Source organism: Methylocystis sp. Sn-Cys (assembly GCF_016745395.1).
GTDB classification, from domain to species: Bacteria; Pseudomonadota; Alphaproteobacteria; order Rhizobiales; family Beijerinckiaceae; genus Methylocystis; species Methylocystis iwaonis.
The window spans coordinates 476,805-502,424 of the sequence record NZ_JAERVJ010000002.1 but is presented as its reverse complement, the minus strand read 5'-3'; the positions used below and the strand labels follow the sequence as shown (position 1 = coordinate 502,424).

Here is a 25,620-nt window from a genome sequence, read left to right as displayed (position 1 = left end):
GACGCTCTGGCTCCGATGCGCTTATTCTTTCACGCTACCGGCCGAACGGGGCCGGGGCGTCCCGGCTTCCTGGATCAACCTGCGTCGAGGGGTGGCGGCGGGGAATTTGGCGCGTGGGCGGCTCTTCCGAGACGGACACGGGAGCTGCGTCGCCCCCCACCCTTAATCCCTCCCCGCCACTCCGTGGGGGGAGGGAGAGGAGCGGCGCCGTTGAGGATCAACTGGAACTACGACAAGGCTGGGCGCGAGCCGCCTCCCTCCCCCTTGCGGGGAGGGATCAAGGGTGGGGGTCGTCTCAGTGATGAGAATGCGGCGCGGCTGCCGCCGCCTATTTGTCCAACGGCCCGTTCAAAATCCATCTGTGCCCAAACGGATCGCGCAGCGTCGCGTAACGCGTGCCCCAAAAAGAATTCGTCGGCTGCGTTTCGATCTTGGCGCCGAGCTTGGCGGCGCGGGAGCAGGTGTCGTCGACTTGCTTGCCCGTGTCATATTCCAGGCTGATCGAGACGGTGGCGCTGTCGCCCGGCATGGGGACGCGCGTCTGGCCGAGTTCGGGAAAGAAATCCGCGAGCATCACCGAGGCGCCGTTGATCAGCAATTCACAATGGGCGATGCGCAGGCCGTCGACCGAGGGCATCAGCGCGCGCTGCTTGGCGTCGAAGGCGCCTGTATAGAAGGCGATGGCCGCGGCCGCCGGGCTGACGGTGAGGTAAGGCGCAACCCTCGGTCTGTTCATCAGGCTTCCTCCGGCGGGACGTCGAGCGCGTCGCCCCATTCTTTCCTGCGAATGCTTTCATAGCGAGCCTTATCGCGCTTTGGCAGGAAAATTTCCGTTGACCCATTCGCGTCGCAGAGCTTTACAGTAACGCCAGCCTTGTTGTGGCGCGGGGGCGCGAGGATGCGCGCCTTGGCGCTTTCGCCCTGGCGCGCCGCTATGAGGTAGCTGTATTTCTCGTCTTCGAATGGCGCCGCTGCGCCTTTCAGCAATTTATGTTCTCTGGAGCGTGGCAGCCGCACCGAAAAGTGGCACCAGTCCGGGGGCGTGAGCGGGCAGGGGCGGGCATGGGCGCAAGGCGCGAGGATGGTCGCGCCCTGCGCGATCAGCCGTGCGCGCACGCCCATCAGCCTCTGGTGATCGCGCGGAGTCCCGGGCTCGAGGATAATCAGCGCGCCGCCGGTCCGCGCCCAAAGCCTGTCGGTGACGCCGGGAAAATCGGCGTCGCTGAGCTCGGTCAGCGCATAGGCGACGGTAACGAGGTCGAACTTGTCTTCGAGGTTCGGCAGGCGCGTCATATCGCCGGCGACAGCCTTGGCCGCCGTCAGCAGCCCGGCCTCGGCGGCGAGGGTCTCCACCATCGTCAGAAAGGCGCGGCTGCTGTCGATCATCTCGATGCGACCCAGCGCCGGCCAAACCGCGCTGGCGGCATAGCTTGCCGCGCCCAGCCCGCAGCCGACGTCGAGCAGGCTCTCCGGCGAAAAGCCAGGCTGCTCCTCCGCAAGCCGATCCAACACCGTGACGGCCGCGGCGTAAGTCGCGGGCATTCTCGTGAGCGCATAGGCGAGCGCGTCGGTCTCGTCGCGGATCGCCGCATTCGTGGGCTTATGGGCGCGATAGTTCGCGGAAAGACGCTCGGCGCTCTCGGCCAGCGCCTTGCGCGGCCGCCGCTCCAATTGCGCCGCGAGCGCCGCGGCGAGTCCGGCGGGCAAAGCGGGGGAGGTCATGAGTCAACCCCGGGAATGAGCGAATCCCTCGCCTTCACGGGGAGGGTAGCGCGCGAAGCGCGACGGGTGGGGTTCGGCCCCGGGCGCAGCCGTTGCGGCTTTGGCCCCACCCGGCGGCCTGCGGCCGCCGACCTCCCCGTAAAGGGGAGGTATGGGGTCCCTCCTCGCCAGACTGCCATTTGCCCAATCGGGAGGGGATGCGAACGCTCTTCCATGGCGCTTGCGTTACGGTTAGAAGACCCTCAATTCAAGTGGGGCCGCAAGAGCGGCGTTAAGGAAAGACCATGTCCAATTCGACCGGGCCGCGCACGCTTTACGACAAGATCTGGGACGACCATGTCGTCGACCGCCAGGATGACGGCGCCTGCCTGCTCTATATCGACCGCCATCTCATCCATGAGGTGACCAGCCCTCAGGCTTTCGAAGGCCTGCGCATGTCGGGCCGCAAGGTCCGCGCGCCGCAGAAGACGCTGGCCGTCGTCGATCACAATGTGCCGACTACCGATCGCTCGCTGCCGATCGAAGACCCGGAGAGCAAGGCGCAGGTCGAGCAGCTCGCGGTCAACGCCAAGGAATTCGGCGTCGAATATTACAATGAGCACGACCATCGTCAGGGCGTCGTCCATATCGTCGGGCCGGAGCAGGGCTTCACGCTGCCGGGCATGACCATCGTCTGCGGCGACAGCCACACCTCGACGCATGGCGCTTTCGGCGCGCTGGCGCATGGCATCGGCACCTCCGAGGTCGAGCATGTGCTCGCGACCCAGACGCTGATCCAGAAGAAGGCCGCGAATATGCTGGTGCAGGTCGACGGCAAGCTCGCCGACGGCGCCACCGCCAAGGACATCATCCTGGCCATTATCGGCGAGATCGGCACGGCCGGTGGCACCGGCCATGTCATCGAATTTGCTGGCGAAGCCATCCGCGACCTTTCGATGGAAGGCCGCATGACCGTCTGCAACATGACGATCGAGGGCGGCGCCCGCGCCGGCCTCATCGCGCCGGACGAGAAGACCTTCGCCTATCTCAAGGACCGCCCCAAGGGACCCAAGGGCGAGGCCTTCGACATGGCGCGCAAATATTGGGAGACGCTCTACACCGACGCGGGCGCCCATTTCGACAAGATCGTGAAGCTCGACGCCGCCAATCTGCCGCCGATCGTCACCTGGGGCACGAGCCCCGAGGATGTCGCCCGCATCGACGGCCGCGTGCCGACCCCCGATTCGGCGAAGAGCCCGCAAAAGCGCGCCGCGATCGAGCGCGCGCTCGCCTATATGGGCCTCGCGGGCGGGGAGAAGATGACCGACATCGAGATCGACCGCGTCTTCATCGGCTCCTGCACCAATGGCCGCATCGAGGACCTTCGCGCCGCCGCGAAGATGGTCGAGGGCAAGAAGGTCGCCGAGCGCGTCAACGCCATGGTCGTGCCCGGCTCTGGGCTCGTGAAGGAACAGGCGGAAGCCGAGGGGCTCGATAAAATCTTCTTGGCCGCCGGTTTCGAATGGCGCGAGCCTGGCTGCTCCATGTGCCTCGCTATGAACCCGGACCGCCTCGCGCCGGGCGAGCGCTGCGCCTCGACTTCGAACCGCAATTTCGAAGGCCGTCAGGGCTTCAAGGGCCGCACCCATCTCGTCTCCCCCGCCATGGCGGCGGCGGCGGCGATCGCCGGACGCTTCGTCGACGTGCGTAGCTGGCGATAAGCGGGCACTGGCGTCACACTAATGAGAGGGATCGCTGGGCGGTTCTTCTGTTTATTGACAAACTCCGGAGGCGGCCTCGTCCTTCGAGACGCGAGCTTCGCTCGCTCCTCAGGATGAGGCCTAAGTGATGGCGTAGTTGTAGAAGCCCCTCATGCTGAGGAGCTTGCGCAGCAAGCGTCTCGAAGCACGAGGGGCGTCAACACCGCTTTGTCGCCACTCTGAAGGAACGGACAATCACGCCGCCGCGCGCACGCGGTTGCGGCCCGCGGATTTCGCAGCATAAAGCGAATGATCGGCCCGTCTGAGGACGGCCTCGGCGTTCTTGTCGGCAGGGTCCGACGCGGCGACGCCGATGCTCGTCGTCACCGTGAGGCGGTTCCCTTCGTGCAGGAAAACCGCGAGTTCGATGGCGTTGCGCAGACGTTCCGCCATAACCAACGACTCTTCGAGCGTCTGCTCGACGATCAGAACAACCAGCTCGTCGCCGCCGAGCCGGCCGATGGCGCAATTCACGGAGCCAGCGGTCTGGCGCGCAATCTCGACCACTTGCGCGATGACGGCGTCGCCGGCGGCATGTCCGTGATTGTCGTTGATTGTCTTGAAGCGATCGATGTCGATGACGATCGCGCAGAATTTATCTTTCTCTCTGCGTTCCGCGAAAGCCTTGTCGGCAAATTCCGTAACCCCGCGCCGGTTGAGCGCGCCGCTCAGCGGGTCCGTGCGCACCAGCTTCTCAAGCTCGAGGCGCATTTCTTCCAAGCGCATGGAAAAACGCGCAATCGTCCAAACCATCCAGGGCGCGAGCATCAGCGGGATGACGACCGCCCGAATGAGCGATGGGCCCATCGGCGTGCCCGCCCAAAGGCTGCTGACCACGACGACGGCGATTGCAACCGTGATGGCGATCGCCGTGAAAGCGCAGACCAGGCGTATCGATTCTTTCTTGGTGCGCGGCTCGAAGAGACGTCTTGCGCCTTTGAGCATGCTGAACTCCGCAAACACTGGGAAATTTTCCCGGATAGAGCGCGTTACTCTGGCGAGAGAATCCTTAATCGTCTCGAAAGTGCTTCATTAAATTGTTGCGAAAACTGAGGAGTTGTTTCGTCACGGCAGAAAATGGCATAGTTCGAATCATGGCTGATGCATCACTTGAATGGGCGCAATTAAGCGCGCCGACGCTTGCTGAAATCGAAGCGCTCGCTGACGCGGCCTTTGCGGCGTTGCCCGAGAAATTCACCCGCCTCTGCGAAGGCGTTGTGTTCCACGTCGAAGACTTCCCCGACGAGGAGACGCTCGACGAGATGGAGTGCGAGACAGAGTTCGATCTTCTCGGGCTCTTCCGCGGAAAGGGCCTGCCGGATGGCGCGCATCTCGCCGAGACCGGGGCCGAGCCCAACATGGTCTGGCTGTATCGTCGGCCGATCCTGGATTTCTGGGCGGAGAGCGAGGACACGCTCGGCGACATCATCACCCATGTACTGGTCCATGAAATTGGCCACCACTTTGGCCTTTCCGACGCGGACATGGAAGAAATCGAGCGCGGCGCGGTTCTGTAGATTCTGCGGCGCAGTCAAAGCGGGCTAGGGGAGGCCCAACGCGTCGAGCGGCGGCTTCACGGATGGCGGCGTCGCGGGGAGGAGCTCGGCCAGCGCCTATTGCGCTTGCAGCCGGGAGAGAATCTCGCTCGCGTCGACCGGCCGGCTAAAACGGAATCCCTGGAAGAAGTGGACGCCCGCCCCGTGGAGAAATTGCTGCTGCTCGGCGGTTTCGACGCCTTCCGCGGTGATATGCATGCCAAGCGCACGCCCGATGTTCACGATGGCGTGGATGATGACGGCGCTCGCCGAGCCCGATTCGATATGCGAGACAAACATCCTGTCGACCTTCAACTTGTCGAAGGGAAGCGACAATAAATAACTGAGACCGGAGTGGCCGGAGCCGAAGTCGTCGAGCGCGATGCGCACGCCGTGATTTTGGAGAACGAGCATTTTCGCCCGCGCCAGATCGAGATCGACGACCGCCAAAGTCTCCGTGAGTTCGAGCTCCAGCCGTGACGGCTCCAAGCCCGTTTCAGCCAGAATTTTCAGGACGGCCTCGGGAAATCGCTCTTCTTTGAATTGGCGTGGCGAAACATTGACCGACACGATGACGCCCGGCCAATTGCGGGCGTCGAGACAGGCTTGCCGCAGCACGAAAAGACCAAGCTGATCGATCAGCCCGGTTTCCTCCGCGATTGCGATGAAGGCGGATGGCGGCGTCTCGCCGCGAACAGGGTGGCGCCAGCGACAGAGCGCCTCGACGCCGACCATCGTTTCGCCCTTCGAGTCGATGATCGGCTGATAGAGGAGTCGGAAATCGCCGTCTTTCAGAGAGCGGCGCATGTCCCTCGCCATCCGTTCGTGATCACGCGTCTTCCGGCGTAGGAAACCAAACATGAGAAGCCCGTCCAAGGTAACGCAGCGCAAATCATCCGCCAATTGAAGCGATCTACCATTTGCGCGGCGTGAATGGCGAGGCGGATTTAAAATTGACCGCGCGTCGGCGCAGCGAACATCCCGTCGGCCGCAGATGGGGGCGGGTCAGGATACAGCTTTATCCTCGCCGTCTGGGCTCCGTTGGTCAGAACGACGCCATCGCTCTCGATCGCGGAGACGGTCCAGGAGTCGATTGATTCGCCGATCTTCTTCCAGAAGCCGTCGGGCGACTCGGGCGAGGTGACAAAAGCCTGCGTCTCATTCTTATTCTTCACGATGGCGCTGACCGCCAATCCGGGCGGCGCCGCGGCCATTTCAGCCGCCATCGGCGCGGCCGTCTTCGCGCTCTTCGGCGCGGGCTTGCGGTTCTTCGAGAAAATCGGCCGCGATAGTGTCTCCGTGTCGGCGCTTGCCGGCTTGGGCGGCGCGAGCTCGGCGACAGAGAGGGTCGGCGGCGTCCAGTCGGGGGCGGAGACGGTTGCCTCCGAACCGATCGGCCCGAGGAATGCGAATGCGGCAAACAGCGCCGCGAGGAGAGTAGCCGCCGCGAGGACCGCCAGCATGATCGCCGACAAGGGCGAGATGCGCGCTTTCTGAATCGGCGAGACGAACAGGCTCGAGCGCCCGAAGAACTCCTTAAGGCTTTGCGCGAGTTGGTCGGGTCTCATTGGCGGCCCTTCTGCGGCGCGCCGCCGAACACGTCGAACTGAGCCTCGATCTCCGTTTCGCCCTGTTGCGGCGCGCCCCACATCATCGCCTGGTTGCGCAGCGTCGCGGCGGCGATGATCATCAAAGGCGGCTCGCCTTCGAGCGCGCGCGCCAGCGCATGCAGATTCTCATAGCTGCCGACGACGTCGAGGCGCGCGCCCACGAGCGTGACGCCCTGGAACGGTTTCTCGGGCAGCATCTGGATCGACCTGACGGTGACTTGCGCGCTTTCGGCGATCGATTTGAGCCGCGCCTGCAAATTGGCGTTGATGACGCCTTCGCTCTCTCCGTCGAAAAGCTCGCCGCGGCCATTGGTGTCGGCGACCTGCCGCGCGTAATCCTGAATCTGGCCTTCATGCAGCGCGACCGCTTCGTAACGCGCGAGCGTCTGGCGGCGCTCGGCGATCGCTTCGGCGCCATCGGCGATCATGCGGCGCGCCGGTTCGATGAAGAGGAGGTAGAAGAGCGCAAGGGCCAGCAGATTGACGCCGACGAATAAAGCGCGTCCTCCTCTGGGGCCTTGAAGGAAGTCCTTCCAGCTCATTTCGTGGACCCCGGCTTCTTTTCGAACTTCACCTGAAGCGAAAAGCCCTCGCGCTTTTCGCGCGGATCGGGGGTGATCGGGGCCGTCAAACCAGCATCCGCGAAGAGGGGCGATTTGTTGAAGAGCGCAGGCAGGCCGACGGCCGAATCGGCGAAGCCGACAAGGTCGATGGTTTTGTCATTCGGCTTCGTCTCGCTGAAGCGAAAATCGGTGGCGTAGGCTCCGTCCGGCATTACGCGCGCCACTTCTTCCCAGAGATCGGCAAACAGAGGTTCGTCGCGCCGCGCCTTGCGCAACACCGCAAGGAGACGGCTTTCCGCCGAGGCGCGGTCGACGACCTGTCGCACTTTCGCCGCGCGCGCCGACATCTCCTGAATCTTTGCGTCGAGCTCGTTATTGAGTGCGGACTGCCGCCACAGCGTCGCGCCGAAGCCCGCCGCGAGGAGGAGGGCGGTCGCCGCGGATAGGCCGATCGCGATATTGCGAAAGGAGTGGGAGACTTCCGTCTTGCCGCCGATGACGATCGACGGCGCTTCGGCCGCGGCGTCGCGCAACCCGACCGGCTTGATGAAGGAAATATCGCCTGGCGTGAGGCCCGCGGCCGCAATCGCGCCGTCGATGAAGTCGCGGCGCAAGATCCACAGGCTCACCCGCAGCTTGTCCGCCGACGCCGGATGCGCGGCGATCGTGTGGCCGTAGACGACGTCGGCGAGCCGGAACGGCGTCTTCCGCTCTATATCGGCGATCAGCAGCCTCGGGAGATTGGCCTGAGCGACGGCAGGGATGTCGAAGCGGCGCACGAAGAAGGCAGACCCGTCGATCTCCAGCCTGATCCGCGCGGCCTGACGGGCGACGCCGCGGCGCGCCAGCGCTTCGTCCAATGACGACGCCGCGATTTCGTCGGCGGAGAGGCTCCAAAGCGGCGCGCCGCGGGCGTCGAGGAGCCAGAGGTTTCGCTCTCCAGCCCTGAGAACGAGCTGACGATCGCCCCGGTCGGTCAGCCAGGCGAGCGTCTCGGGCGGAAAGAAGGCGAAAAACTCGCGTCGGTACCAAGCGAAAAAGCGGTCGGCCGCCGGCTTGAGCGCGCCTTCGACGACATCTCGCGTCCAGAACTCGCTTGGCAAGGACAGGAGACTCCGGAGCAGAGTGACGATAACCCGGTGCGGCCATGACCGCCTGGGTCCGAGCTTGCAACGAAAGCTCTACTCCACAAAAGGCGCGGTCTTCAACCGCGCGCGACGCTGCTCTCGCGTCTCGGCGGACGCGGCGTCATGCGTCGCCCCGACGATCGCGCCCAGCGCCGACGCCGTGAAGGTCATGGGGCCGCCGAAGGGTTTGCGTTTCGAGAAAGGCTCGAAATGGTCTGCGGCGAGGATCGCGGCGTTTTCCGGAAGCCCGCCGGGCGGGTCGAAGCCCGGCCGCAAAGGCTCGTAAGGCCGAGATACCGGGGCATAGGGGAAAAGCCGGGCGGGCGTATCGACGGCAAGAGTGGGGGCCGCCCCGGCGCCCTTCGCCGAGGCCACCATCTCGACTCCGAGCGCCATCGGCGTGAAGACGACGGCTTCGTCTTGCGTCGCATAGCCGAGCGCGTCGCCCGCTTGGGGGCCTGTTCGGCTCGCCGTGCACAGGCGGAAACGCATGCGGCAGTCTGCGCTCGAATCGAAGCGCGGCGCGAGCGCGCGGAGCTGCAATTGCGCATTGGCGAATGCGCCGGCGCATTCCCGATCCGTAAAGGCGCCCGAAGCGGCGCAAGCCTCGCGCGTGGCGAAAAAGTAGGTCTTGCCAATAGTCGCCGCTTCGGCGGTCGGCGCAGAAAGCGCCAGAAGCGCGACGCAAGCGCCTTTGAATCCATATGTTCGCCATGTCTGGCGGGGATTCGCGGCGATCGACGTTCGAGCGCTGGACATCGGTGGGATCGTTCGACCTAGGCTCAGGCTAAAGGCGCAATTTAACCCAGAATAGGACATTCCGATGTCGAAAGCTCTCGAATTCGTCCTTATTGCGAAGATCGCCATCTATCGCTAGTGCTTGGTCCGGTGTTGATCCAGCGAAGGGTCGTCGATGGCGGCGCAGACCGAATTTCCGGGGCAGGCCGCGCATTCCGGGCCCAATGCCTGGCCGGACGCGAACAGCCCCGAATTCGCCGAGGCCTTCGGCGCCTTCATCCTGCGTGAAAAGGCGATCGACGAACTCGCTCTGCAGCGCTCGCAGCGCGCGGCTTTGCAAAGCGGCGAGCGGTTCGATCATGTGCTGACGAAGCTCGGCCTCGTTTCGGAAGTCGATCTGTGCGGGCATTTGGGGAAATTCCTCGGCATTCCGCAACTGGAGCCCAGCGAGATTCCGATGGAGCCGCCGCTGCGCGCGGAGATCCCGGAAAAATTCATCCACGCCAACCGGCTGTTGCCGCTCGCAGTCGAGGGGCGGCGTCTGCGGCTTGCGGTGACCGATCCGCTCGATCTCGAGCCGGTTCAAGCGCTGTCCTATTCGACAGGCTACGAGATCGAGCTGAGGCTCGCGACGCCGGCGCAATTCGACAAAGCCTGGTCGTCTCTCTATGGCGCAAAGCAGGATGGCGTCTCGCTCGTCGATAATGACGCGCGCGCCAATGACGCCAGCGAATTCGACCTTCAGCGCCTGCGCGACATCGCCAATGAGGCGCCGGTCGTGCGGCGCGTCAATCAGATTATCGGCGATGCAATCGAAGCGCGCGCGTCGGATATTCACATCGAGCCGTCGCTCGAAGCCGTGCAGGTGCGCTATCGTATCGACGGCGCCTTGCGAACGGCCGAGACTCTGCCCCCGGGCCTCAAGGCGGCGATCGCCTCGCGCATAAAAATCATGGCGCGGCTCGACATCGCCGAGCGCCGCCTGCCGCAGGACGGGCGCATCAAGCTCGCCATTCGCGGCGTCGACATCGACTTCCGCGTCTCGACCCTGCCGACGGCCCATGGCGAGAGCATCGTGCTGCGTATTCTCGACCGCAGCCAAATCGCGCTCGATTTTGACAAGCTCGGCTTCGAGCAGCAGACGACCGAGCAATTGCGCAAGGTGATGCGCAATCCCAATGGCATCGTGCTCGTCACCGGCCCGACCGGCAGCGGCAAGACGACGACGCTCTATACGGCGCTCAAGGAGCTGACGACGCCCGACGTGAAGGTCTTCACCGTCGAGGACCCGATCGAATATCAGCTTGCCGGCGTCAATCAGGTGCAGGTGCAGCCTGGGATCGGACTCGACTTCCCCAATACGCTGCGCGCCATTCTGCGCCAGGACCCCGACGTGATCATGATCGGCGAGATTCGCGACGCCGAGACCGCGAAGATCGCCATTCAGGCGTCGCTCACCGGCCATCTCGTCTTCTCGACGCTGCACACCAACAGCGCGGCGGCCTCGATCACGCGTCTCATCGACATGGGGGTCGAGAATTACCTCATCGCCTCGACCGTGAAGGCCGTATTGGCGCAGCGTCTCGTGCGCCGCCTCTGCCAATGCGCGGGGCCGCTGGAGACTCGCGCGCAGGTTCGCGCGCAATTCGCTGGAGAGCCTTTCGCGAAGGGGCCCGATAAGCTCTCTTCGCCCAGGGGCTGCCCGAATTGCCGCAATCTGGGCTACACGGGTCGCTCCACCATCGCGGAGCTTCTCATCATGAATGACCGTATGCAGCGGCTCGTTTGTGAGAGCGCGCCCGACGCGCAGCTCGAAGCGGCGGCGCGCGAAGCCGGCATGACCACCATGTATCAGTGCGGCATGACCAAAGCCTGGCGCGGCGAGACGACGATCGAGGAAGTCGCGCGCGTCACGCGAATGGATTGACGCTCATGCCGATGTTCAAATATCGCGCCTATAGCGGCTCGGGCGATTTGCTGGAAGGCGAGATCGAGGCGCGCACGGTGGCGGAAGCCGAGGACGCGCTGTTCCAGCGCGGCGTCACGCCTTTCGAGACGCGCGCCGCCAAGGCGGAAGGCGCTGCGCGGCTGACGCAAATCTCCTTCGGCAAGCGCGGCCCCAACGCGGCGCAGATCGCCTCCTTCACGCGCGAATTCGCGACGCTGGAGCAGGCGGACGTGCCGCTTGATCAGAGTCTGCGCATCCTCTCCGCGCAAAGCCCGACGCTGGCGCTGCGCGAGCTGGCGCAGGAGATTCTGGCGCGCATCGTCGACGGCGCCTCGCTCTCCGACGCCTTGTCGCGGCGCCCCGACATTTTCGGCCAGGAATATGTGAATGTCGTGCGAGAGGGCGAGACGGTCGGCAAGGTCGGCCCCGCGCTTTCGGACCTCGCCGAAATGCTGGAGCGCCGACTGGAGTTGAAGGCGCGCGTGCAGAGCGCGCTGATTTATCCGGCTTTGCTCATCACGCTCGCCATTGTGGCGACCGGCGTCGTTCTCGGCACGCTGGTGCCGAGCATCGCGCCGATCTTCGCCGACAATGGCAAGGACATGCCGGCGGGCCTGCAATTCATCATCAACATCGAGGCCAATCTCGGGTCCATTGCGCTCGTTCTCGCGATCATCGGCGGCGCGATAGTGGCCATGTACAAGATGGCCCAGTCGCGCCTGCCTTGGCTCATCGCCCTTCACCGCTTCTATCTGCGCATTCCCGTCATCGGATCGCTGCTCGCCCAATTCGCGACGGCGCGTTTCGCGCGCACGCTCGGCTCGATGCTGAAAGCGGGCGTTCCGCTACTTCAGGGCTTGGAAAGCGCGCGCACGGCGGTCTCGAACCAATTTCTCAATAATGAGCTTGCCGGCGTGATCGAGGCGGTCCGCGGCGGCGCGCATCTCAGCGGGTCTCTCGCCAATGTGCCTTATTTGCCGCCCGTCGCGTTGCAGATGGTCACGATCGGCGAAGAGACGGCGCAGCTCGGCGACATGTTGCTGCGCGTCGCCGCCATGTTCGAACGCGAGACCCAGCGCTCCATCGAAAGAGCAATGGGCCTGCTGACGCCGATGCTCACCATCTTCATCGCCACAGTCGTCGGCGGCCTGATCATGACGGTGATGGACGCGGTGCTCAGCATCAACGATCTCGCGGTGAAATGATGCGGCGCCGACGCTTTCCGCCGCGCCGGCGCGCCGGTTTCACGATGCTGGAATCGCTCGTCGTGCTGGCGCTGATCGCGCTCCTCGCCGGCATGGCCTCGCAACTGCTGCGTCCGCCCTCCGCCCGCATGCGGCTCGAGGCGGCGACGCGCGGCTTTTGCGCGACGCTGCGCGCCACCCGTTCGCGCGCCATCGCCACTAATGGCGAGGCGGCCGTCGTTATCGACCTCTTCAGCAAGACCTATGCGTCTCCGGTCGGCGGCGTCGGCAAGCTGCCGGCCGACGCCCAGATTGCGCTCGACATCGCCAATACGCAGCGCCTGTCGGAGAGAACCGGCGCCATCACATTCTTTCCCGATGGCGGCTCGACCGGCGGCGACATGGTCTTGCAGACGCCCGAGGCGCGCGCGACGATCTCGATCAATTGGCTGACAGGCGAGGCCAAATGCGCGCTCGGCTGAAATCCAGGCGAGGGTTTTCTCTCATCGAGTCGCTCGCGGCCTTCGCCATCCTCGCCATGACCTTGTCTCAGCTTCTCAATGGCGTCAGCGGCGGCGTCCGCAATGAGACGCGCGCGGATTTCCTGCTGCGCGCGGCGCGCCAGGGGGCGTCGCAACTGGATGCGCTGGGGGCGGACGGGTCGGTTCCTCTTGGCGAAACGAGCGGGCGCTATCCCGATGGCCTCTATTGGTTTCTGTCGGTCGCGCCGGGCCGGACCGTCGCTGGGCCGGGCGGGGCTCCCGTGGCCACAAGCTTCCATGCGCGTCTGACGATCAAGAAGCCTTCCGGTTTCGGCGAGACCTTCACGCTCACGACGGTGAAGATGAAAGCCGTGGACCCCCGTCAGGCGTCGTCGCCGCTATGAAGCGACGCGCGCCCGATGGCTTCACCCTGCTGGAACTTCTGCTGGCGATCAGCATCCTCTCGCTGATCACCGGCTCGATCCTGGGCGGCATCCATTTGGGGCGGCGAACTTGGGAAGCGAGCCGCGCCGGCGAGGCGCTCGATGACGTCGAGTCCGCCGTGAGGGCGGCGACCGAACTGATCTCCAGGAGCTTTCTGATCGAGAGCGAACCGACGACGCAAGCGACGCCCGGAACCTCGGGCTCCTTTCGCGGCGCGCCGGATGCTTGTCGTTTCATCGCTTTGAGCGAGGGCGGCGGGCAGTGGGGTGGGCTCATCGTTACGGAAATCGGCGTCGACAACGGCCCCGATGGGCCGGAGCTCGCTGTCTGGACCAAGCCTTATCGTCCCACGGACGGGATCGCGCCAGCGCGCGCCGGGATGCGGAAGACGGTGATCCTGAGTAATCTCGCCGACGTGCAATTTTCCTTCTTCGGCAGCCAGCAGCAGGCGCCGATGGGGTTGCCGCAGCAGGGGCCGCCGCCCGCCTGGAGCCAGAGTTGGAAAAGCCAGACAGGCGTGCCGATTCTCGTTTCCGTAAAGATCGCCGCGAACAGAAGGGGGCATACGCTGGCGGCCGACGCCACCGTCGCGCTCCGCCAGCAGTGATACCGTTTCCGTTTGAATAGGTCGGATTGGGGCTTGTCATTCCCGACGGGCCGAAGGCCCGATCGGGAATCCAGAGCCACAAAAGCGCTGGTTTGGCTCTGGATTCCCGATCGCTCGCTGCGCGAGCGTCGGGAATGACACCGAACCGATCAAGCGGATCTCGTATGAAACGGTAGCTAGCCAGCCTCCAACGGTCCGAAGACCCAGACGAGCCAGAGGCCAAGCGCCAGATGCGGGCCGAAGGGGATAGGCTGGCGCGCATTTTCGAGCGCGCCCTGCCGCAGCGCCACGACCGCCGAAATCAGGGCGGAGAACACGGCGTAAATCAGGGAAGACGGCAGGCCCGCAAAACCCAGCCAGATTCCGGCGAGCGCATAGAGCTTGGCGTCGCCCTCGCCAACCCCGGGGGCGCCCCGTAAGGCTTCATAAGCGAAAGCGACAAGGCGCATGGACGCATAACCGGCTGCGCCGGCGACGAGCCGGGTCGCCGCCTCTTGCGGCGCGCCGATGAGGAAAGTCCCAAACCCGCAGAGCCCCAGAAACAGAACCGGCCCGTCGGGGATGACGAAGTACCGGGCGTCATAGAGCGCGATCAGGCCGAGGGCGGGCAGGAGCATGAAGCTCGGGACCAGAAAGAACCCCATATCGGCCCATTGTCCCAGAAGCGCGAGGAGGGCGCAGGCGGCCGCCCAGGCCGCAGGGGCGAGGGCGCGCCCGTCGCCTCGCCACAGGAAGATGTTGCGCGCAAGCGGCGCCAGTGCGCGCCGTCGGCGTCGGCATCTCGCCAGCGAGGCCGAAAGAGAGACGCGGGGGAGGAATATGCGGTTCAAGGACGCCTCACGGCTCTGCTAAAATGAGACGAAATGGCGGCCATCCACAGGCTTCGCGCGGGGCGCCCCGGTCTTGCCGTCTCCGCGGCTCTCCTACGGCAGGCGTGGGTTGCCCTGTCGCCGCAGAATCTCCCTAACATGCAGCGACGTTTCATAATAGTTCAGCTCGAGCGGCTTATCCGAGCCCTGTTCTCGTGGCGACGCTTGCGCAAACGTGTTAAGCCTCGTCGCGTTCGAGTAGGCGTGGCGGCCAAATCACGGGTTTCGGATTTGCGTGTTGAAATTAAAGCCTCTCTTCTGGCTTTGGCTGTCGCGAGCGTCGCTGGGTGCGGGTCGACGACCGGGGCTGGCGGGGGCCCCCCGATCGCCGAGTGGAACGTCGAGCCGATCTCCCGTTCGGAGCGGAGCGACGGCGGCGGAAGGCGTTCAGAGGGGCTGCTGCGGCCCAGAACCGCCAATGGGCGGGCCCTTGTCGCCGAGGGCACAGGCAGGTTTATTGGCTCGAGCAGAGGGCGGTCCGGCCCATCCGATCCGGTTAACGAAGAGGGCGTAACCCTCAATCTAGCCAATCTCCCGATCCCGCAGGCGGCCAAGATCGTCGTCGGCGATATATTGGGCGCGGATTTCGTCGTCGATCCCAAGCTCGACGGCAAGGTGACGATCCATACCGCCAATCCGGTTCGCAAGAGCGCGGCGCTCGATCTGTTTCAGTCCGCGCTGCGGGTCTCCGGCGCGTCGGTCGTCAAATCCGGCACTATCTACAAGATCGTTCCGAGCGATCAGGCCGCCATCTCCGGCGAAGTGATCACCAGCGACTCCACGCCCCTCGACGCCGCCCAATTCGGCGAGGGCGCGCGCGTCGTGCAGTTGCGCTATGTGTCCGCCGCCGAGATGAAGCGCGTACTGGAGCCGATCGCGGCGCGCGGGGCCATTGTTCGCGCTGACGACGCCCGCAACACATTGACGCTCACCGGCGCGCCCCAGGACCTCGCGACCCTGCAAGACGCCATCGACATGTTCGACATCGACACGATGAAAGGCATGTCTTTCGCGTTGGTGCCGGTGCGCAGCGGCGACGCCGACTTGCTCGCCGACGATCTCAAAAATGTCTTCGGCTCCGAAAAGGAGGGGCCGATGGGCGGGATGATCCGCTTCATCGGCAATAAGCGGCTCTCGTCGATCCTTGTCATTTCGTCGCAGCCGCAATATCTCGCCCGCGCCCGCACCTGGATCGAGAAGCTCGACGCCCGCGCCGAGCACGCCGAGAAACAGTTCTTCACCTATCGCGTCCAGAACCGTCCCGCCAAAGAGCTGATGACGGTTCTGACCTCGATCTTCGGCGCCAAGGGCCAGGGGGATTCCAGCGTCTCGCCGCGTTTCGGCCAATCGTCGCTGTCATCGGGCAATGGCTTTGGCGGCGGCTTGGGCGGCGGGCAGGGGGCGACGAGCCCGCTCGGCGCGCTATCGGCGTCGGGACCGACGTCGGGCGTCAGCGGCGGCGGCGTTGCTTCGAACGGCGGCCTGGGCGGCGGCGGCGGGATGGGCGGCGGCCTCGGCGGGGGCGGCGGCTTGAGCGGCGGCGTCGGCAGTCCCAGCAGCATCAGCGGCTTCAGCGTTCCGGGCGGCGCGCAGAACGGCGCGGCGCCTGGGCCCACGCCCGCCGTCAGCATGGACAACGACCGCTACAAGATCGGCGTCGACGACGCCAAGAACGCCCTGATCGTCATGGCGACGCCAGAGGATTATCGTCGCATCCGGCAGGTGATCGAGACACTCGACGTGCTGCCGAACCAAGTCTTCCTGGAAGCCACGATCGCGGAGGTCAGCCTCAACGACACGCTGCGTTTCGGCGTTCGCTGGTTCATGCAGAGCCATTCCAACCTTTTCGGCTTTTCGAGCGGCGCGGGAAAAGCGCCGGCTCCCAATGATCTGCTCGGATCGAATCTCCTCGGCGCGCCGGTTGGCGCCGTGTTCCCCGGTTTTGCTTACGCCTTCCGCGCTCTCAATCAGCAGGTAACTTTCAATGCGCTGAACACGATTACCGACGTCAACATCATCTCGACGCCGTCGCTGACGGTTCTCGACAATCGCGAGGCGATGCTGCAGGTCGGCGATCAGATTCCCGTTCAGACGCTGACCAGCGTCTCGGCGATCGGCAATACGTTCAACTCGGTCAACTACACCAATACGGGCGTCATTTTGAAAATCACGCCGCATATCAGCGAGAGCGGTCGCGTGATGCTGGAGCTCGAGCAGGAGGTCTCCAATGTCGACCCCAATACCGCGGCGGGCAGCACGACGCCGACCATTCAGCAGCGCCGGGTGAAGACGCAGGTTGTCGTCAATGATGGCGAGTCCTTGATGCTCGGGGGACTCGTCAAAGATCAAAATGGCAACGGCAGCGCCCAGGTGCCGGTCGCCGGCGACGTGCCGCTGGTCGGCAATCTGTTCAAGGACAAGGGCAACACGATCCTCAAGAGCGAGCTGGTGATCATGATCACGCCGCATGTGGTGCGCTCGCTCAGCGAAGGCCGCGAGATCACAGAGGAATATAAGCGCAAGCTGCTCAACATCTCGACGCGCGCGATCGGCCGCCCGCACGACATCGAGCAATCGGCGCGGCGCACCTTCCTCGACCCCTGGTCGAAGAGCCCTTGGCGCACCGACCGCGAGACGCGCTGATCAGCAGTCGGGAACGCCCGCTCCATTGCTCGCGATCACCTCGCGAAGCCTTTGCGCATATCTGGAGGAGCCGCGGCGCATTTCTTTGAGCGCGAACGGCTTGCCGCTCGACGGCCGCATATCGACAATTGCGTCCTTGGCGCTGGTCTGACCCGAGGCGAGCAGCGCTTCGGCGTGAATCAGATAGGCGCCGTGGTCGGCGAGCTGAACGAAATTCATCGGAAAACGCGAGTCTTTGCGGTTGAGCTGGTTGGGGTAAGGCGTCGCCGCGAGCAGCCCGACCTGCTCCGCAGGAAAATTGCTGAGCGCCGCGAACAGCGCTGGAGGGCTCGTCTGAGGATCTATTCCCGGGCTGCGGGAATGGACCGTCACGAGCGGGATCAACGCGCGAAACAGCGCCGGATCGACGCCCGAAACCTGATCGAGCTCCAGAACGGTCTCGAACAATCCATGCTTCGGCTCGATGGGCTTATCAGACGCCGGCGTCGGGGCGATCTGACCCGGCGCCGCGGCCGTGCGGAAAGAGACGATCGCATTGGCGACGGCTTTCGCGGCGCGTTGGTCGAGCCCGATTCCGGCCAGCGCCAGTTGCAGCAATTCCGGCGTCGCGGCGTTGAGGTCGATTTTGCCGCCTTCCTCCTCTATCCCCAGCGCGATTGCCGCGCCGTCGAGGACGCAGAAGCTCGGCGCGCCGTCGTAGACGGCGGGTTCGGCGCTCGGCCCCCCGACCGCCGCGTCGCGTTTCGAGAGCAGGGTCAGCGTGGCGAGATTGATGGCGCTTTCGGCGATGAAACTCGCCTGCGTGGCGCCGGCGATATTATGCGCGGTCTGCAGCCTCAGACGCCCGGACGTCATGAAGGCGACGACCATCATTGCAATTAGGCCCGTGCCCCAAATCACCGCGAGCAGGGCAAATCCCGCGCGCCTCTTGCGGCGCGCGGAAGCAAACTTAAATCGCGTCATTTCGACGGGGCGCTGCGGGATAACGCGCCGGCGCCGCCTTCGCGCCCTTCCGGCCCGAGCGAGCCGACGTCGTAAGGCCCGCTCTGGCCCGGCGCGCGGTAGAGATAGGCATGGCCCCAGGGGTCTTTGGGAACGCCGGCCGCTTTCAGATAGGGGCCGCTCCAGGAGGAGACGCCCGCCGGCCGCTGCACCAGCGCGTTCAATCCTTCCTCTGTCGAGGGGTAACGACCCGCGTCGAGGTAGAAGAGGTCGAGCGCGCTGGAAAGATTCTCCATTTGAATCTGCGCCGTCTTCACCTTGGATTCCGACAGATAGTTCAGCACGCGCGGCCCGACGAGACCGACGATCGAGCCGATGATCGCGAGCACGACCAGCATTTCGACAAGCGTGAAGCCGGCTCGACGGCCGCGAACGCGCAGGAAGCGATTACGGCGCGCCGTCCGCGCTTTCGACGATCGTTCAAATCCCTTTTGCATTTCTTATTTCCCGTTTTTCGCCGATTGCCTGCACGGCAAGCCGGCTTCCTGCCCCAATGACGATCGTGAGCGTCGAACGCTATTAACGCTCAGAGCTCGACGTAAATGTCGCAGCCATATACCGACATCGGATTGCCGTAAGCGTCCTCGATCTTGTTCCAGCATTTTCCGACGCCGGCGATCATCCGGTAGACGAAGACGCCCTCAGCCTCGACGGCGCGCTTCTCCGGTGCTTTTTGCCGGCCAAGATAATTGAAATATGACACTGCAATATCGTCGCCGCAGCGATAAAGCGTGCCGCGATCCAGCAAGAAGACGCTGCTGCGATCCTTCGCATTGCTGACGCAGTAAGAGTAATGGGTGAGCGACTCGGGCTTCATGCTGATCTGCCCCGAGGCCGAAGGGCCAGGCAACAGCAAGGCGCCGCCGAGCAGGAGTCGGATTATGAATGCGAAGCGGGACGCCATATGCAGCTCCAGCGACTGGGCGAAGGAAATTGAATCGTGTGTAAGGTCGATTCAAGGCCGGAGCAATCTTGGATCGCTTTTTAAGCGGGCAGGGGAGGGCTTCGTTTGCCGGGCGGATGACGTCGGCGGGGCGTATCCAAAAATGATTTGGCCCGGCGCAGTCATAGCGAGGATGCGCCGGGCCTGTATCTCACGCTGGGCAGAAGCGCGAGACAGGCGCAATCTGGAGCCCTGCGCGCGGCGACGCTACCGCTCATGCGCAGCCAATTGTGAGATTGCGCAGGGTCTTTGGCGCCTCTGTCCCGGTTCCCTTCAAGACTGCGTCGCCTTGGTCCGACCTCTTAATAATGTCGAAAGTCTCGGAGCGCACGATTTTCGGGTTTGAAACAGGCCCTCGCCGGATGGAGGGAAAAATGCTCGAACTCATCTACATTGCGCGTTTCGATTTCCTCGCGGAACCCAACAGTTCCGATCTCAACCGCCCGCCCGACGACGCCGCCGTCGCAATGGCGATCGCCGACGCTGACGAGGCGTCGGAGAAAGCCGAGAAAAGCGGGTCGGGGGCGACTATCGTCGTCCGCGGTAGCTGGCGGACGTTGAACTGAATCGATGACGCGGGGCAGCTCATTCAAAATTTTGTATTGTAAAATGCGCTACAAACGGATATGGATGGGCGCAAATGGAGGGTTCCTCGTGTCCCGAGCCGTCGTGCGCAAAGAGCATCCGCTTTCGATGCGGTTGCCGGAAGCCGATCTCGCCATCATCGATCGGGCGGCCGCGCTACGCGGTCGCTCGCGCACCGACTTCGTGCGCGACGCAGCCGTACGCGCGGCCGAAGACGTGCTGATGGAGACGGCGCCCATTCGGATGACTGCCGCCGGTTTCGAAGCGTTCGTGGCGGCATTGTCTGGACCAGCCACCTCGGCGCCGGAGATCGTCGAGCTTTCCCAACGTGCGGCGCCGTGGGAGACCGGTGATTCGGATGCCGAGAGGGCTGAGGCTTGGCGATCTCCCGCCCCGAACCGCTGACGGCGACTCACATTCTCGACGAGTTCTCCTGCGGAAAGTCATCTCTCGACCGCTGGCTCAAAACGCGGGCGCTTTCGAACCAAGAAAAAGGCTTCACAGCGGTTATGGTCGTTCACGAGATGAATCGTGTCATCGGCTACTACGGTCTTGCGCCAACGGCGATCGTGCCGGCACTGCTGCCCAGGTCCATTCGGACCGGGCAACCGCTCGACCCTGTTCCATGCCTGCTACTGGGACAGCTCGCGACCGATCGGAGCTGGATCGGCAAGGGAATTGGCACGGGCCTGCTCAAGCACGCTTTGCAGCGGTGTGTCGCGGCTGCGAGCCTCATTGGAGGTCGGGCCCTGGTTGTTAAAGCGGTCGACGGCGAAGCGGCCGCGTTCTGGGCGCGTCGCGGCTTCCTTCCCTCGAAAGACGATCCTCTCGTACTTTTCAGATCGATCGCTGATATTGCAGCATCGCTTCGCTAGCTGCCAGGACGACATCTGGCGCAAGGGCGTTCGAATTCTTTATGGTGGTGAAATGGCGCGCCCAAGGGGATTCGAACCCCTGTTTTCGCCGTGAAAGGGCGACGTCCTAGGCCTCTAGACGATGGGCGCGGGCTTGCGCCGCTCAGGCGGCGCAGCGAGGGCTGTATAGAGGGGCGCGGCGCGCAAGACAAGCCTCGATGATGCGCGATTTGCCCCGGATGGGGGATAAGTGGCTCAAATTCCCCATCTCAGAATGTCATAGGCGTGCAGGGCGATGCGCGAGGCGTATATCCCCACGAGCGCGAAGCCGAAGGCTTTCACCGTGATCCAAAGATAGGCTTCCATGTCCGGGTGCATGAGCGAACGCCTTTCATCTCAGCTTGATGCGCCTTGGGCCCCCTTGTCTTCTTCTTGCGGCAATCGAGTAGCAATCAGCGTGCCGGAGGGCGTCGGCGCCGGCGTCTAAATTCTCTAGGCGCGCCCGTCCGAGCCTGTTACTGGGCTCACGGCCATGCTCACCATCAATGATCTCACCTACCGCCTCGGCGACCGGCTGCTCTTCGACAAGGCGGGCGTCTTTCTGCCCGGTCGCGCCCGCGCCGGCTTCGTGGGGCGCAACGGCGCCGGCAAGACGACGCTTTTTCGCCTCATCGCCGGGGAGATTGCCGCCGAATCGGGCAATATCGCCCTTCCGGCCCGCACGCGGCTGGGCCGCGTCGAGCAGGAGGCTCCGGGCGGGCCGACCCGGCTCATCGACTTCGTGCTGGCGGCCGACGTCGAACGCGCTGAGCTTCTCGCCCGCGCCGAGACCGCGCATGACGGGCATGACATCGCCGAGATTCAGACCCGCCTCGCTGACATCGACGCCCATTCCGCGCCGGCGCGCGCGGCGGCGATTCTCCACGGCCTGGGCTTCGACGCGGAAGCCCAGCAGCGGCCGCTGTCGGAGTTCTCCGGCGGCTGGCGCATGCGCGTGGCGCTCGCGGCGGTGCTCTTCTCCGCGCCCGACCTTCTGCTGCTCGACGAGCCGACCAACTATCTCGACCTCGAAGGCACGCTCTGGCTTGTCGATTATCTCGCCCGCTATCCGGCGAGCGTGCTGGTCATCAGCCACGACCGCGACCTGCTCGACGACGTGGCGACGCATATTCTGCATCTCGAGCGGGGCAGGCTGACGCTCTACAAGGGCAATTACTCATCCTTCGAGAAACAACGGCGCGAGGCCGCGCTGCTGGCCGCCAAAGGCGCCAAGAAACAGGAAGAGCAGCGCAAGCATCTGCAGGAATTCGTCGACCGCTTCCGCGCCAAGGCGACCAAGGCGCGCCAAGCCCAATCGCGCCTCAAAATGCTGGAGCGGATGGAGCCGGTCGCGGCGATCGTCGACGACAGCGTGCTGCCGATCTATCTCCCGTCGCCCGAGAAGCCCTTGTCGCCGCCGATCATCGCGCTGGAGAGGGTTTCCATCGGCTATGGCGAGCGCGTGGTGCTGTCACGCCTGTCGCTCTCCATCTCCAACGACGACCGCATCGGCCTCCTGGGCGCGAATGGCAACGGCAAATCGACCTTCGCCAAGCTGCTCGGCGGGCGGCTGTCGCCCATGGCCGGCAATATGGTGCGCGCGGCGAAGCTGGAGGCGGGCTTCTTCGCCCAGCATCAGGTCGACGATCTCAATGAGAACGACACGCCTTATCTCGTCTTCTCGCGGCTGATGCCGGACGCCCCCGAGGCGCGGGTGCGGGCGCGGGCGGCGCAGACGGGTTTTTCGGGCGCGCGGGCCGACACCAAAGTGGCGCATCTCTCGGGCGGCGAGAAGGCGCGGCTGCTCATGGGCGTCACGGCGTTCAACGCGCCGCATCTTCTTATTCTCGACGAGCCGACGAACCATCTCGACATCGACAGCCGCGCCGCGCTGATCGAGGCGATCAACGACTATGAGGGGGCGGTGGTGCTGGTCTCGCACGACCGCTATCTGCTGGAGGCCTGCGCCGACCGGCTATGGCTCGTGGCGGATGGGACGGTGAAGCCCTTCGACGGCGATATGGACGACTACGCCAGGCTGGTGTTGTCCAAGACCAAGGCGGAGGAGCCCAAGCGCGAGGCGGCTCCGGCGCCGGCGGCCGAGACGGCGCCCAAGCGGCGCGACGCGGGTTTCTATCGCCGCAAGCTGGCGGAGGCGGAGGCGAAGGTCGAGAAATTCACCCAGCTTCTCGGGCGCGTCGATGAGATGCTCGCCGCGCCTGACGCGTTTTCGCGCAATCCGCAGGAGGCGGCAAAGCTCGCGGCGCAGCGCGAGGAGCTGGCGAAGGCGCTGGCTTTGGCGGAGGAGCAGTGGCTGGAGCTGGCGGCCGAGGCGGAGGGGTGAGGCGGGCCCTCATCCGACCCCGCTTTGCGGGGCCACCTTCTCCCGCAAGCGGGAGAAGGAGTCGCGTGTCCTGAAACCTCGGTGTTCTCTCCTTCTCCCGCCTGCGGGAGAAGGTGGCCCTCGCGTCAGCGAGGGTCGGATGAGGGCGGCCGCATCCACAAAGCAATATCGTTCAGCGCCGCACCCCCAATCACCCGCTCATTATCCAGCCGCAGCACCCGCCACCCGTTCGCGAAAAACCAAGCATCCCGCCGACGGTCATGTTCCTGCTGCTCCGGCTCCTCATGCGGCCGGCCGTCCAGCTCGACGATGAGCCGGCGTTCGAGGCAGGCGAAGTCAGCAATGTAAGGACCAATCGGGACCTGCCGGCGGAACTTCAGCCCCTCGAAGCCGCGGCCACGTAAGCAGCGCCAGAGCATGTCCTCGGCGACCGTCATATTGCGACGCAGGCGGCGGGCCTGGGTGACGCGGGCTTTCGGCGTGTCGTTGCGCATGTGGCTGGGCCCTCATCCGACCCCTGCTGACGCAGGGGCCACCTTCTCCCGCACGCGGGAGAAGGAGTCGCGTTGCAATACTCGCGATCATCTCCGACGATCCTAACCTTCTCCCGCAAGCGGGAGAAGGTGGCCCTCGCGTCAGCGAGGGTCGGATGAGGGCGTCAAATCCGCAAACTCCGGATGCCGCTCCAAATAAGCCACCACAAAAGAACACGTCGCTCGCACCTTCAGCCCGCGCGCCCGCGCCGCCAATAGCGCCTCGTGGATCAGCTTCGACGCCGCGCCGCGGCCCTGCAGGGCAGGGGGCGTTTCCGTGTGGGTGAAGGTCATCACCCCGTCGTCGAGCGTATATTCCGCGAGCGCCATCGACCCGTCGAGATCGAGTTCGAAGCGGCTCCGGGCCGAGTTATCGCGCACGGCAAAGCTCTCTCCCATTCCTTCCTCCCGTTCATGCTCCCGACATGGCGCCGCGGCGCGGGAAAGGAAAGGCCGGCGCGGGAAAGCTTGCCTTTTCCGTCCGCCCGCGCTTCAACCGCCCGGGAGCCGTCGCTATGCTCTCTCTCCTCGAATCGTCTCAGTGGAAGCCCCCATGCGCCTGTCCCGTTATTTCCTGCCCATCCTGCGCGAGACTCCGAAAGAAGCCGAGATCGTCTCGCACCGGCTGATGCTGCGGGCGGGCATGATCCGGCAGGAATCCGCCGGCATCTACGCCTGGCTGCCGCTGGGCCTCAAAGTCCTGAACAACATCACCCGCATCATCCGCGAGGAGCAGAACCGCGCCGGCGCTGTCGAGTTGCTCATGCCGACGATCCAGTCGGCGGACCTCTGGCGCGAATCCGGCCGCTACGACGCCTATGGCAAGGAGATGCTCCGCATCAACGATCGTCATGATCGTGAGATGCTCTTCGGCCCGACCAATGAGGAGATGGTCACGGAGATCTTCCGCGCCTATGTGCGCTCCTACAAGGATCTCCCGCTCAATCTCTATCATATCCAGTGGAAGTTCCGCGACGAGGTGCGCCCGCGCTTTGGCGTCATGCGCTCGCGCGAATTCCTCATGAAGGACGCCTATTCCTTCGATCTCACCGCCGAGGGTGCGCGCCACTCCTACAACAAAATGTTCGTGGCGTACCTGCGCACCTTCGCGCGCATGGGGCTCACCGCCATCCCCATGAAGGCCGAGACCGGCCCGATCGGCGGCAATCTCTCGCATGAATTCATTATCCTCGCGGAGACGGGAGAGAGCGAGGTTTTCTGCCACAAAGACTTCCTTTCCTATGCGCCGCCGTCGGCCAATGTCGATTTCGACGACGCCGCAGCGCTGCAGGGGATCGTGGACAGTTGGACCAGCCGCTACGCCGCGACCAGCGAGATGCATGACGCGGAGGCTTTCGCGGCGGTGCCGGACGACGCGAAACTTTCCGCGCGCGGAATCGAAGTCGGCCATATTTTCTACTTCGGAACCAAATATTCGGAACCCATGAAGGCCGTGGTGAACGGCCCCGACGGCAAGGAGGTCGTCGTGCAAATGGGTTCCTATGGCATCGGCCCGTCGCGTCTCGTCGCCGCCATCATCGAGGCCGGCCATGACGAGGCCGGCATCGTGTGGCCGGAGACGGTGGCGCCCTTCCATGTCGGCGTGGCCGATCTCAAGGTCGGCGACGCGGGCACCGGCAAGGTCTGCGGCGAGCTTGTCCAGCAGCTCGAAAACGCAGGGCTCGACGTGCTGCACGACGATCGCGACGAACGTCCGGGCGCGAAATTCGCCACGCTCGATCTGATCGGCCTGCCTTGGCAGATTCTCGTGGGTCCGAAGGGGCTCGCCGAGGGCCATGTCGAGGTGAAGCGCCGCAAGACCGGCGAGCGTGAAATGCTGGCGCCGGCGGACGCCGTGACGCGCATCGTCGCGGCGATCAAGCAGGCGGGTGTGTGAGGGCGCGCGGTCCGGGAGGCGATGTGGGACCGCGAGCCTTCAGGCTCGCAAACGATCGACGCCGGTATTGGTTAGCGCGCCTGAAGGCGCACGGTCGAGGGGCGATGTGGGACCGCGAGCCTTCCGGCTCGCAAACGATCGGCGCCGGTATCGGCTAGCGCGCCTGAAGGCGCGCGGTCCGGGCGGCGAAGTGGACCGCGAGCCTTCAGGCT

The 25,620-nt window shown here is 64.6% G+C and carries 28 protein-coding genes and 1 tRNA gene; 13 read left to right on the top strand and 16 right to left on the bottom strand.

What is annotated here, in order from left to right; translation table 11 throughout:
- Positions 1-328: 328 nt before the first annotated feature.
- Positions 329-736: a glyoxalase/bleomycin resistance/extradiol dioxygenase family protein gene (locus JJT62_RS07210; protein ID WP_202072012.1), complete on the bottom strand. Its 408-nt coding sequence runs from the start codon at positions 734-736 to the stop codon at positions 329-331.
- On the bottom strand, positions 736-1,722 hold the full coding sequence (locus JJT62_RS07205) for a small ribosomal subunit Rsm22 family protein (protein WP_202072011.1): 987 nt from the start codon (positions 1,720-1,722) through the stop codon (positions 736-738). Before JJT62_RS07205 ends, JJT62_RS07210 begins: the two co-directional genes overlap by 1 nt.
- 284 nt (positions 1,723-2,006) lie before the next feature.
- On the opposite strand from JJT62_RS07205, the gene leuC reads away from it, so the two are divergent.
- Positions 2,007-3,422, top strand: coding sequence for a 3-isopropylmalate dehydratase large subunit (gene leuC / locus JJT62_RS07200; protein ID WP_202072010.1), 1,416 nt, complete (start codon positions 2,007-2,009; stop codon positions 3,420-3,422).
- Between the two features lie 234 nt (positions 3,423-3,656).
- Here leuC and JJT62_RS07195 read toward each other — a convergent pair whose 3' ends face one another.
- Positions 3,657-4,406, bottom strand: coding sequence for a GGDEF domain-containing protein (locus tag JJT62_RS07195; protein WP_202072009.1), 750 nt, complete (start codon positions 4,404-4,406; stop codon positions 3,657-3,659).
- A 149-nt stretch (positions 4,407-4,555) separates the two neighbouring features.
- On the opposite strand from JJT62_RS07195, the gene JJT62_RS07190 reads away from it, so the two are divergent.
- Entirely contained in the window at positions 4,556-4,978 is a 423-nt protein-coding gene (locus JJT62_RS07190) for a metallopeptidase family protein (RefSeq protein ID WP_202072008.1), read from the top strand.
- 96 nt (positions 4,979-5,074) lie between these two features.
- Here JJT62_RS07190 and JJT62_RS07185 read toward each other — a convergent pair whose 3' ends face one another.
- From JJT62_RS07185 to JJT62_RS07165, 5 genes are all read right to left on the bottom strand, one after another.
- Positions 5,075-5,803, bottom strand: coding sequence for a bifunctional diguanylate cyclase/phosphodiesterase (locus tag JJT62_RS07185; RefSeq protein WP_202072007.1), 729 nt, complete (start codon positions 5,801-5,803; stop codon positions 5,075-5,077).
- A 140-nt stretch (positions 5,804-5,943) separates the two neighbouring features.
- Complete coding sequence (locus tag JJT62_RS07180; RefSeq protein ID WP_202072006.1) at positions 5,944-6,564, bottom strand: hypothetical protein; 621 nt, start codon at positions 6,562-6,564, stop codon at positions 5,944-5,946.
- Positions 6,561-7,148 carry a type II secretion system protein GspM gene (gene gspM / locus JJT62_RS07175; RefSeq protein ID WP_202072005.1) on the bottom strand — a complete coding sequence of 196 codons (588 nt, stop codon included), beginning with the start codon at positions 7,146-7,148 and terminating at the stop codon, positions 6,561-6,563. Before gspM ends, JJT62_RS07180 begins: the two co-directional genes overlap by 4 nt.
- The gene (locus JJT62_RS07170; RefSeq protein ID WP_202072004.1) at positions 7,145-8,272 is read right to left on the bottom strand and encodes a PilN domain-containing protein; all 1,128 of its coding nucleotides are present in this window, start codon (positions 8,270-8,272) and stop codon (positions 7,145-7,147) included. Before JJT62_RS07170 ends, gspM begins: the two co-directional genes overlap by 4 nt.
- 78 nt (positions 8,273-8,350) lie before the next feature.
- Positions 8,351-9,055 carry a DUF1190 domain-containing protein gene (locus JJT62_RS07165; RefSeq protein WP_202072003.1) on the bottom strand — a complete coding sequence of 235 codons (705 nt, stop codon included), beginning with the start codon at positions 9,053-9,055 and terminating at the stop codon, positions 8,351-8,353.
- A gap of 154 nt (positions 9,056-9,209) precedes the next feature.
- On the opposite strand from JJT62_RS07165, the gene JJT62_RS07160 reads away from it, so the two are divergent.
- From JJT62_RS07160 to JJT62_RS07140, 5 genes are read left to right on the top strand one after another with little or no spacing between them, the layout of a single operon-like run.
- Positions 9,210-10,961 (top strand): GspE/PulE family protein, encoded by a 1,752-nt coding sequence (locus JJT62_RS07160; protein ID WP_202072002.1) that lies wholly within the window; start codon positions 9,210-9,212, stop codon positions 10,959-10,961.
- Positions 10,962-10,966: 5 nt separating this feature from the next.
- On the top strand, positions 10,967-12,187 hold the full coding sequence (locus JJT62_RS07155) for a type II secretion system F family protein (protein ID WP_202072001.1): 1,221 nt from the start codon (positions 10,967-10,969) through the stop codon (positions 12,185-12,187).
- The gene (locus tag JJT62_RS07150) at positions 12,184-12,648 is read left to right on the top strand and encodes a GspH/FimT family pseudopilin (protein WP_246744754.1); all 465 of its coding nucleotides are present in this window, start codon (positions 12,184-12,186) and stop codon (positions 12,646-12,648) included. Before JJT62_RS07155 ends, JJT62_RS07150 begins: the two co-directional genes overlap by 4 nt.
- Complete coding sequence (locus tag JJT62_RS07145) at positions 12,633-13,052, top strand: type II secretion system protein (RefSeq protein ID WP_202072000.1); 420 nt, start codon at positions 12,633-12,635, stop codon at positions 13,050-13,052. The genes JJT62_RS07150 and JJT62_RS07145 overlap by 16 nt, the downstream gene beginning before the upstream one ends.
- The gene (locus JJT62_RS07140) at positions 13,049-13,699 is read left to right on the top strand and encodes a prepilin-type N-terminal cleavage/methylation domain-containing protein (RefSeq protein ID WP_202071999.1); all 651 of its coding nucleotides are present in this window, start codon (positions 13,049-13,051) and stop codon (positions 13,697-13,699) included. The genes JJT62_RS07145 and JJT62_RS07140 overlap by 4 nt, the downstream gene beginning before the upstream one ends.
- Before the next feature lie 176 nt (positions 13,700-13,875).
- Here JJT62_RS07140 and JJT62_RS07135 read toward each other — a convergent pair whose 3' ends face one another.
- The gene (locus JJT62_RS07135; RefSeq protein WP_202071998.1) at positions 13,876-14,529 is read right to left on the bottom strand and encodes an A24 family peptidase; all 654 of its coding nucleotides are present in this window, start codon (positions 14,527-14,529) and stop codon (positions 13,876-13,878) included.
- Positions 14,530-14,799: 270 nt separating this feature from the next.
- Between JJT62_RS07135 and gspD the strand changes: the two genes are divergently transcribed.
- The gene (gene gspD, locus JJT62_RS07130) at positions 14,800-17,211 is read left to right on the top strand and encodes a type II secretion system secretin GspD (protein WP_305076398.1); all 2,412 of its coding nucleotides are present in this window, start codon (positions 14,800-14,802) and stop codon (positions 17,209-17,211) included.
- On the opposite strand, the gene JJT62_RS07125 is transcribed toward gspD, so the two are convergent.
- The 3 genes from JJT62_RS07125 to JJT62_RS07115 all read right to left on the bottom strand — a co-directional run bounded on the left by JJT62_RS07125 (position 17,212) and on the right by JJT62_RS07115 (position 19,117).
- Entirely contained in the window at positions 17,212-18,174 is a 963-nt protein-coding gene (locus JJT62_RS07125; RefSeq protein WP_202071997.1) for a general secretion pathway protein GspK, read from the bottom strand.
- Complete coding sequence (gene gspG, locus JJT62_RS07120) at positions 18,171-18,650, bottom strand: type II secretion system major pseudopilin GspG (protein ID WP_202071996.1); 480 nt, start codon at positions 18,648-18,650, stop codon at positions 18,171-18,173. The genes JJT62_RS07125 and gspG overlap by 4 nt, the downstream gene beginning before the upstream one ends.
- A gap of 89 nt (positions 18,651-18,739) precedes the next feature.
- Positions 18,740-19,117 (bottom strand): hypothetical protein, encoded by a 378-nt coding sequence (locus tag JJT62_RS07115; protein ID WP_202071995.1) that lies wholly within the window; start codon positions 19,115-19,117, stop codon positions 18,740-18,742.
- A gap of 413 nt (positions 19,118-19,530) precedes the next feature.
- On the opposite strand from JJT62_RS07115, the gene JJT62_RS07110 reads away from it, so the two are divergent.
- From JJT62_RS07110 to JJT62_RS07100, 3 genes are all read left to right on the top strand, one after another.
- Entirely contained in the window at positions 19,531-19,722 is a 192-nt protein-coding gene (locus JJT62_RS07110; protein ID WP_202071994.1) for a hypothetical protein, read from the top strand.
- Positions 19,723-19,810: 88 nt separating this feature from the next.
- Positions 19,811-20,146, top strand: coding sequence for a DUF1778 domain-containing protein (locus JJT62_RS07105; RefSeq protein ID WP_370568497.1), 336 nt, complete (start codon positions 19,811-19,813; stop codon positions 20,144-20,146).
- Positions 20,119-20,616, top strand: a complete 498-nt coding sequence (locus tag JJT62_RS07100; RefSeq protein WP_202071993.1) for a GNAT family N-acetyltransferase — start codon at positions 20,119-20,121, stop codon at positions 20,614-20,616. Before JJT62_RS07105 ends, JJT62_RS07100 begins: the two co-directional genes overlap by 28 nt.
- A gap of 53 nt (positions 20,617-20,669) precedes the next feature.
- Here JJT62_RS07100 and JJT62_RS07095 read toward each other — a convergent pair.
- Positions 20,670-20,745: transfer RNA gene (locus JJT62_RS07095), tRNA-Glu, on the bottom strand.
- 105 nt (positions 20,746-20,850) lie between these two features.
- Positions 20,851-20,973 (bottom strand): hypothetical protein, encoded by a 123-nt coding sequence (locus JJT62_RS19360; RefSeq protein ID WP_255537207.1) that lies wholly within the window; start codon positions 20,971-20,973, stop codon positions 20,851-20,853.
- A 154-nt stretch (positions 20,974-21,127) separates the two neighbouring features.
- Between JJT62_RS19360 and JJT62_RS07090 the strand changes: the two genes are divergently transcribed.
- On the top strand, positions 21,128-22,978 hold the full coding sequence (locus JJT62_RS07090; protein ID WP_202071992.1) for an ABC-F family ATP-binding cassette domain-containing protein: 1,851 nt from the start codon (positions 21,128-21,130) through the stop codon (positions 22,976-22,978).
- Positions 22,979-23,103: 125 nt separating this feature from the next.
- Here the strand turns inward: JJT62_RS07090 and JJT62_RS07085 are convergent, their stop codons facing one another.
- A complete protein-coding gene (locus JJT62_RS07085; protein WP_202071991.1) occupies positions 23,104-23,472 on the bottom strand; it encodes an endonuclease domain-containing protein in 369 nt (122 codons plus the stop codon).
- Between the two features lie 141 nt (positions 23,473-23,613).
- Positions 23,614-23,910 carry a GNAT family N-acetyltransferase gene (locus tag JJT62_RS07080; RefSeq protein WP_202071990.1) on the bottom strand — a complete coding sequence of 99 codons (297 nt, stop codon included), beginning with the start codon at positions 23,908-23,910 and terminating at the stop codon, positions 23,614-23,616.
- A gap of 154 nt (positions 23,911-24,064) precedes the next feature.
- Between JJT62_RS07080 and proS the strand changes: the two genes are divergently transcribed.
- Positions 24,065-25,408: a proline--tRNA ligase gene (gene proS / locus JJT62_RS07075; RefSeq protein WP_202071989.1), complete on the top strand. Its 1,344-nt coding sequence runs from the start codon at positions 24,065-24,067 to the stop codon at positions 25,406-25,408.
- The last annotated feature ends 212 nt before the right edge of the window (positions 25,409-25,620 follow it).